This is a genomic window from Actinomadura sp. HBU206391 (assembly GCF_014323665.1).
In the GTDB taxonomy this organism is placed as follows: domain Bacteria; phylum Actinomycetota; class Actinomycetes; order Streptosporangiales; family Streptosporangiaceae; genus Actinomadura_C.
Window position 1 is genome coordinate 1 of record NZ_JABVEB010000263.1, and the last position, 7,140, is coordinate 7,140.

9 protein-coding genes are annotated in these 7,140 nt (G+C 69.7%); all 9 read left to right on the plus strand.

Going from position 1 to position 7,140, the window contains the following annotated elements; translation table 11 throughout:
- Window positions 1-386, plus strand: a 386-nt coding sequence (locus HKK72_RS40280) for a hypothetical protein (protein WP_222721463.1), incomplete at its 5' end; no start/stop codon positions are given.
- A 383-nt stretch (window positions 387-769) separates the two neighbouring features.
- The gene (locus tag HKK72_RS33505) at window positions 770-1,150 is read left to right on the plus strand and encodes a hypothetical protein (RefSeq protein ID WP_187238435.1); all 381 of its coding nucleotides are present in this window, start codon (window positions 770-772) and stop codon (window positions 1,148-1,150) included.
- Window positions 1,151-1,524: 374 nt separating this feature from the next.
- Window positions 1,525-1,755: a hypothetical protein gene (locus tag HKK72_RS33510; RefSeq protein ID WP_187238436.1), complete on the plus strand. Its 231-nt coding sequence runs from the start codon at window positions 1,525-1,527 to the stop codon at window positions 1,753-1,755.
- Between the two features lie 364 nt (window positions 1,756-2,119).
- Window positions 2,120-2,344: a hypothetical protein gene (locus tag HKK72_RS33515; RefSeq protein WP_187238437.1), complete on the plus strand. Its 225-nt coding sequence runs from the start codon at window positions 2,120-2,122 to the stop codon at window positions 2,342-2,344.
- A gap of 221 nt (window positions 2,345-2,565) precedes the next feature.
- Complete coding sequence (locus HKK72_RS41740) at window positions 2,566-2,913, plus strand: ADP-ribosylglycohydrolase family protein (RefSeq protein WP_315987580.1); 348 nt, start codon at window positions 2,566-2,568, stop codon at window positions 2,911-2,913.
- A 131-nt stretch (window positions 2,914-3,044) separates the two neighbouring features.
- Complete coding sequence (locus HKK72_RS33525) at window positions 3,045-4,229, plus strand: sensor histidine kinase (protein ID WP_315987581.1); 1,185 nt, start codon at window positions 3,045-3,047, stop codon at window positions 4,227-4,229.
- 110 nt (window positions 4,230-4,339) lie between these two features.
- Entirely contained in the window at window positions 4,340-5,095 is a 756-nt protein-coding gene (locus tag HKK72_RS33530; protein ID WP_187238438.1) for a LytR/AlgR family response regulator transcription factor, read from the plus strand.
- On the plus strand, window positions 5,088-5,555 hold the full coding sequence (locus HKK72_RS33535) for a hypothetical protein (protein WP_261987449.1): 468 nt from the start codon (window positions 5,088-5,090) through the stop codon (window positions 5,553-5,555). Before HKK72_RS33530 ends, HKK72_RS33535 begins: the two co-directional genes overlap by 8 nt.
- 43 nt (window positions 5,556-5,598) lie before the next feature.
- Window positions 5,599-7,089 carry a cation acetate symporter gene (locus HKK72_RS33540; RefSeq protein ID WP_187238439.1) on the plus strand — a complete coding sequence of 497 codons (1,491 nt, stop codon included), beginning with the start codon at window positions 5,599-5,601 and terminating at the stop codon, window positions 7,087-7,089.
- The last annotated feature ends 51 nt before the right edge of the window (window positions 7,090-7,140 follow it).

The window sequence follows — 7,140 nt, forward strand, 5'->3', positions numbered from 1 at the left end:
ATGGCTCCAACCGGCACTGGAACGTCCACCACCATCACCAGCGGATCATCGTCATCAACCGGAACAATAACGTCAGCCAGAGCAACAGCGGCCAGGTCCAGCGCCAGCGCCAGGATGCGGAAGAGCGGTTCATCCGTAGTCTCGAGCCGAGCATATTGAAGCCCGGTGTGCCGGACGGGGTGGCCGTGCCGCAGGCGGCTCCGGCTCAGGCGGCGGCGGCTCCGGCGGCGGCTCCGGCGGCGGCTCCGGCGGCGGCTCGGATTGCGGCTCCGGCGGCGGCTCGGATTGCGGGCCCGGCCGTGCGGCCCAGCGTGGAGCCTGCGGCCGCGGGACCGGTCATCGCGCCTGGGGCGCCCGCCTCGGGGGTGCTTGGGGCGCCCTTGTAACGGCCCATCCGCTCAGATCCACCCGGGCACGGGCCCCACAGTGCGGGACCCGTGCCCGAGCCGTACCACCGAATACCTGCAATCAGGACATATCCTTACGCAATGGTATAAATGCAGCTAAGCTTGACGATTTCCTGAGATTAAAGCTGAGCTGTCCAAGGTGCAGAATCGTAGTCAAGCTAGCTATCCGCCCGTTTCGTGCGGAGAGCCCTAGGGGATGACATTAGCGAACATGCGGTACAGCGCCGCGCGGTGAGCCGGGAAATATGCTCATCATTCAGCGCGGCAGGGATCGCGCTGAAAGATCGGCACTGTTCCGTACACGCCCAAATCCAGCCTTTATGGCTCGAATTCCCCCAGGAGGTATTTCCATGGGAATTCCCATGCACATGGCGGTCGCCATGTCCGGCCTGGTTTTCGCGGGAGGTGCTGCCCTCATGATCGGCGGGGCTGCCTCGGCCAGTGCCGAGGCCATGACCGCCACACCTCAACACGTCACACCCGCCAAGTCGTCGTGCGGGCATCGCCGCGGCTGCGGGTGCCACCGTAACTGCGGCTGCAACAACCGGCACCACCGCGCACACCACCGAAGTCGCCACAACTTCGCACACAACCAGCGCATCATCGTCATCAACAGGAACAACAACATCAGCCGGAGCACCGGCGGCGACTTCGGCCACCACCGTGGGTTCAAGGGCTTTGACCCCGTCAGGGCCTTTTTGGGCGACGATGACTGGGGCGACGGCGGTGACTGGAACGACTGAAACCGTGACCGAACCGGCGACAGTGGCCCCGGGGGCAGGGTAGCGGCCAACCAGTCGCCACCCCCGTACGGGATCGCATCCAGCAGGGGTCTCGCGCTCGAGAGGGCGCGGGGCTCTGTTTCGTATGTCTGCGATTAAAGTCAGTTCTGGGAGTTTCTCGACAGGGGGTCAAGATCTGGAATGCCGCGTTTTAGCGCAGTACGCCGAGGGGATGGCGTTAGCGTTAGATGCGATATGGGGTGATACGGGCAATAGATGCAGTATGTCACTATTGCCGCCGGTTCCGCGGTCGAGGCCGCCCATGCGGCCCGGCGCCCCGTGTCGTGGAAACGCGATTCAAGCCTTCACGGCTCGAATTCTCCAAGGAGGTCTTCGTGGGAATTCTGAAGCGTATGACTCTCGCCATCTCCGGCCTGCTGCTCGCGGGAGTAGCGGCCCTCGTGATGGGCGCGGCCCCGGCCGCTGCCGCCACGACCACAACCGCCGGCCACAGCGTCACCCTGCCCACCTGGTACGGCAACTGGGGTTGTAGCTGTTGGGACGACTGCGACGACTGCTGCGACGACTGGTACGACGACTGGGACGACTGCGACGACTGGTGTTGATCGCGGAGCGGTAAGGGGCCAGGGGCCGTGCCAGACGGGCGGTGACGCGTCGGCCGCCGCCGATATGGCCGCCGCCGGGTCCATTGGGGTCCCGCACCTTCGGGTGCGGGACCCTGATTCGTGTTAGAGGGGCTGTTACCCCAATTACCTATAAATAGGGTCAAGTCCGATATTTCCTTGTTTCGTATAGTTAGTCCAGGGAATGCCGTTATTGAAGGTGTGGCATGGGGTCATGGAGGCAGTGGGCCATTCATGCAGCCGCTTGCCGGTGCGACGCCCACGTGTCGTGCCGGGGAACCGACTCCGTTCCACAGAAACGTGATTCCAGCCTTTATGGCTCGAATTCTCCAAGGAGGTAGTTTCCGTGGGAATTCTGCAGCGCATGACCGTCGCCATCTCCGGCCTGCTGCTCGCGGGGGTGGCAGCCCTCGCCCTGGGCACCATCGCCCCCGCCGCCGCGGCCACCCTGGCCACGCCGGCCACCAGCCAGAGCGTCACCGCCCTTCCCACCTGCGATGACTGCGGCGACTGGGACGACGACTGGGACGACGACTGGGACGACGACTGGGACGACGACGACTGGTGCTGACACCGGACGGAGACCGACCAGTGACAGCGGATGCCGGGCAGAGGCGAGCCACTGCAGCCCGCGAGGGCGTTGCCGGCATCAGGGGCCCCGCACCGGGCGGTGCGGGGCCCCGGCCCGTCGTACGCGGCGGGCCGGGCGGGTGCGAGCGAGCCGCGCGCGCTGAGACGTGTTCGGCCGTCGATACCGATCCATCAGAGCCGCACATCAGGCGGGGGAGCGTTGTGATCGACCGGCATCGGGCCAGGGGATGTCTGCTCGGTCTCGCGGTCGGCGACGCCCTCGGCCGCCCGGCCGAGAACCTGGCGCCCGGGGAGATCGTCCGGCGTTGGGGCCGTCTCGCCGAACTGCGGATCAGGCCGGACGGTGTGGCGGCCGGTACCGACGACACCGAGTACGCGCGCTTCACGGCGCTCCTGCTGGAGATCTATGGCTCCGGGCCGGGCAGCGAGGACGTCGCGCGGGAGAACATCATCCGCCCGCTGGACGAGCGGCCGGGCCCGATGCGGGGGGCGGACTGCTCCGAGCTGGGCACGGTCCAGGCCTCCGCCGGGGCCTGGAGCCGCCGCTGACCGGCCGCTGGCAGCAGCACGGCCGGTCCGACGGCCTGGCGGGCTTCGACGGGGCGGCGTTCAGCGAGCTGGCCGCCCGGGTGACCGCGGTAAACGCTCCCGAGCCGGCCGGGACCCGTTAACGTGGCTCCGTGGAAGCGGTCGTGGCGACTCTGGTGGTCATCGCCGTCATGGGCGTACCCGCCCTCGTGCTGCGCCGGGTGCTGCGCGGGCGCAGGGACCTCGGCGGCCCGGTCGACCGGGCCACGTTCGAGACGTTGCACACGGCCTCGCTCGCCGCCCCGCCCCTGCGGTCGGGGCTGACCGCACAGGGGGCAGAGAAGGCGGCGCGGCACCTGCGGATACTGCTCGGGCAGGCCGCACTCGCGATCACCAACGCCGAGGAACTGCTCGCCTGGGAGGGCGCGGGGGGCCATCACGCCGAGGCGGCGCTCGCGCACTCCAAGGACACCCTCTCGGGCGGCCGCACGCGGGTGCTCGGCCCCGACGTCGTGGCGTGCGGGGACCTGGACTGTCCGGTCCGACACGCGATCGTGGTGCCGCTGACCACCGACGACCGGGTCGTCGGCACGCTCACCGCCTACGGCACCCAGGCGTCGGCGGGGCTGGTGCGCGCGGCCGAGGAGGTGGGCCGGTGGGTCGACGCCCAGCTCGAGCTGGCGGATCTGGACAGGTCACGGACCCTCCTCATGGAGGCCGAGGTACGCGCCCTGCGCGCCCAGATCTCACCGCACTTCATCTACAACTCGCTGACCACGATCGCCTCCTTCGTGCGGACCGATCCCGAACGGGCCCGCGAGCTGCTGCTGGAGTTCGCCGACTTCACCCGGTACTCCTTCCGCCGGCACGGCGACTTCACCACGCTCGCCGAGGAACTGCGCAGCATCGACCGCTACCTGCTGCTCGAACGCGCGCGTTTCGGCGACGACCTGCACGTGACACTGCGGATCGCCCCCGAGGTGCTGCCGGTCGCGGTGCCGTTCCTGTGCGTGCAGCCGCTGGTCGAGAACGCCGTGCGGCACGGGCTGGAGGACAAGCCCGGCCTCGGCCGGATCACGATCATCGCCGAGGACAGCGGCGCCGAATGCGTCATCAGCGTGGAGGACGACGGGGTCGGCATGGATCCCGACCGGATGCGGCGGGTGCTGGCCGGTGAGGCGCGCAGCGGAGCCGGCATCGGCCTGGCCAATGTGGACGAGCGGCAGCGGCAGGTGTACGGCGACGCCTACGGGCTCGTCGTCGAGACCGCCGAGGGCGCCGGAATGAAGGTGAGCCTGCGAGTGCCGAAATACCGCCCCGGCGTTTCCGCCACATAGCAGCATGTCACCGACGGGCCTGCCGGCGTCTTCCCTGCGTATTGACATCGAATGGCCGATTTACCACCCTCTAGAGAATTCAATGGACGGTGTGATGGTGCGGAGGAGCAGTGGCCGGTCTGCGCGTCCTCGCGGTGGACGATGAACTGCCCGCCCTCGAGGACCTGGGATACCTCCTGCGCGCCGATCCCCGCATCGCCGAGGTCAGCACGGCACGGGACGGCGCCGCCGCGTTGCGCTGCCTCGACCGCGCCCTCGCCGAGGGCCGCCCGGTCGACGCGGTGTTCCTCGACATCCGCATGCCCGGCCTGGACGGGATCGTGCTCGGCAGATTGCTGTCGCGGTTCGTCCGCCCACCGGAGATCGTCTACGTGACGGCCTACGAGGGGCACGCGGTCGACGCGTTCGAGCTGAAGGCGACGGACTACCTGCTCAAGCCGGTACGGCCGGAGCGGCTCGCCGAGGCCGTCCGCAGGGTGGTGGCGGGCACCGGCACGGGTCCGCTGCCGGCGGCCGAGCCCGAACCGGTCCCCGTGGAACTGGGCGGCGTGACCCGGTTCGTCCCGGCCGCCGACGTGCACTATGTCGAGGCGCAGGGCGACTACGCGCGCTTGCACACCGCCTCCGGCAGTCACCTCGTCCGCATCCCGCTCAACACGCTCGAGGAGCGCTGGCGCGACGCCGGCTTCGTCCGCGTGCATCGCAGCCACCTGGTCTCCCTGCACCACATCGAGCAGCTGCGGCTGGACTCCGGCCGGTGCACCGTGCGGGTCGGCGGCACCGAGCTCCCGGTGAGCCGCCGCCACACCCGCGAGCTGCGCGACCTCCTCGTCCGCCGAGCCCGCCGGAGCTCCTCCCATGAATGAACCCGACGCCCCCCGATCTGACGACGACTCCCGACCCGACGAGCTCAGCAAGCCCCCCGCCGCCTCGAAGCGCGACGAGCCGCCGAGCGGAGCGAGGCAAATCAACAGAGTCCTGATCACCAGCCCGCGCACCAGGGCGGCGAAGCGACCGCGCCATCCGGGCACGCGCGAGATCGACGAGCAGACCGGGCTCGGCGAGGTGTACATGCGCTCGCTCATCCGGTCGCAACTGCGGCTGGCGCTGTCGGTCTGCGTGGTGGTGGCGGGCGTGATAGGCGGGCTGCCGTTGCTGTTCCTGCTGGCGCCCGACCTGGGCCGGTTGCGCCTGTTCGGCGTGCCGCTGCCGTGGCTGATGCTCGCCGTCCTCATCTACCCGCTGTTCGTGGCCTGCGCATGGTGGTACGTGCGGCAGGCCGAGCGCGTGGAACAGGACTTCGCCGAACTCGTGGACCACCGGTGACCGAACCGGCCGGGCGGCACGGCCCGCACAGGGAGAGTGCGGTTTGAGCCTGGCGGCCGTGGTCCTGGTCGTGATCGCGACCGTGACCATCGGCATCTTCGGGCTCCGCCTGTCGCGCACCACGTCGGACTTCTACGTGGCGTCTCGGACGGTCTCGCCGCTGTGGAACGCGTCGGCGATCGGCGGGGAGTATCTGTCGGCCGCCTCGTTCCTCGGCATCGCCGGGCTGATCCTCGCGTACGGCGCCGACATGCTGTGGCTGCCGGTCGGCTGGACCGGCGGCTATCTGGTGCTGCTCGTACTGGTCTCGGCGCCGCTCCGCCGGTCCGGCGCCTACACGCTGCCGGACTTCGCCGAGGCGCGGCTGGAGTCGATGCGGGTCAGGCGCGCCGCGAGCGTGCTGGTCGTCCTCATCGGCTGGTTCTACCTGATGCCGCAGTTCCAGAGCGCCGGGCTGGTCCTGCGCACGCTGACGGGCGCTCCGGTCTGGGCCGGCGGGCTGCTCGTCGCGGTCGTCGTGGTGGTGAACGTGCTGTCGGGCGGCATGCGCAGCATCACGTTCGTGCAGGCGTTCCAGTACTGGCTGAAGCTCACCGCACTCGCGGTTCCGGTGGTCTTCCTGTTGCTGGCGTGGCGCGGCGACGGCGCGCCGGGCATCACCGACCAGCAGTGGCTCATGCCCCTGGCGGGAACCCGCGAGCATCCGGTGTACGCCACGTACTCGCTGATCCTGGCCACGTTCCTCGGCACCATGGGCTTGCCGCACGTGCTCGTCCGGTTCTACACCAACCCCGACGGGCGCGCGGCCAGGCGTACGACCCTGGTGGTGCTCGCGCTGCTCGGCGCGTTCTACCTCCTGCCGGCGCTGTACGGCGCGCTCGGCCGGATCTACGCCCCCGATCTGCTGGTGTCCGGCCACGGCGACGCGGTCGTGCTCACGCTGCCCGAGCGGGTCGTCGGCGGAGCGCTCGGCGACGTGCTCGGCGCGCTGGTGACGGCCGGCGCGTTCGCGGCGTTCCTGTCCACGTCATCGGGGCTGACCGTGTCGGTGGCGGGCGTCATCGCCCAGGACATCCTGCACGGAGGGGTGCGGTCCTTCCGGGCGGCCACACTGGTGGCGGTGGCGATGCCGTTGATCCTCGCCACCATGGCCCGTGCGCTGCCGGTGGCCGACGTGGTGGGGCTCGCGTTCGCCGTGGCGGCCTCGACCTTCTGTCCGCTGCTCGTGCTCGGCATCTGGTGGCGGCGGCTCACCGACGCCGGCGCCCTGGCCGGGCTGCTGGTGAGCGGCGGGCTCGCGTGCACGGCGGTGATGTGGACGATCGTGAGCGGGCCGCTCAGGGGCTGGCCGGGTGTGCTGCTGGCCCAGCCGGCGGCGTGGACCGTGCCGATCGCCTTCGGCGTGATGGTGGTGGTCTCGCTGCTGACGCCCGGCCGCATCCCGGTCGGGGTGGCGCGCACGATGGTGCGGTTGCACGCGCCCGAGACCCTGGACGTCGACCGGGGTGACTGGCATCCCAGAGGCGGGCTTTGACCCGAGATCAAGATACCGTAACGACCGTTCGCCGCACAGAATCGACCACTT

Coding starts and splice junctions, on each gene's coding strand:
- HKK72_RS33535 (WP_261987449.1), top strand. CDS start 5,088: ATGAATGAACCCGACGCCCCCCGATCTGACGACGACTCCCGACCCGAC.
- HKK72_RS33505 (WP_187238435.1), top strand. CDS start 770: ATGCACATGGCGGTCGCCATGTCCGGCCTGGTTTTCGCGGGAGGTGCT.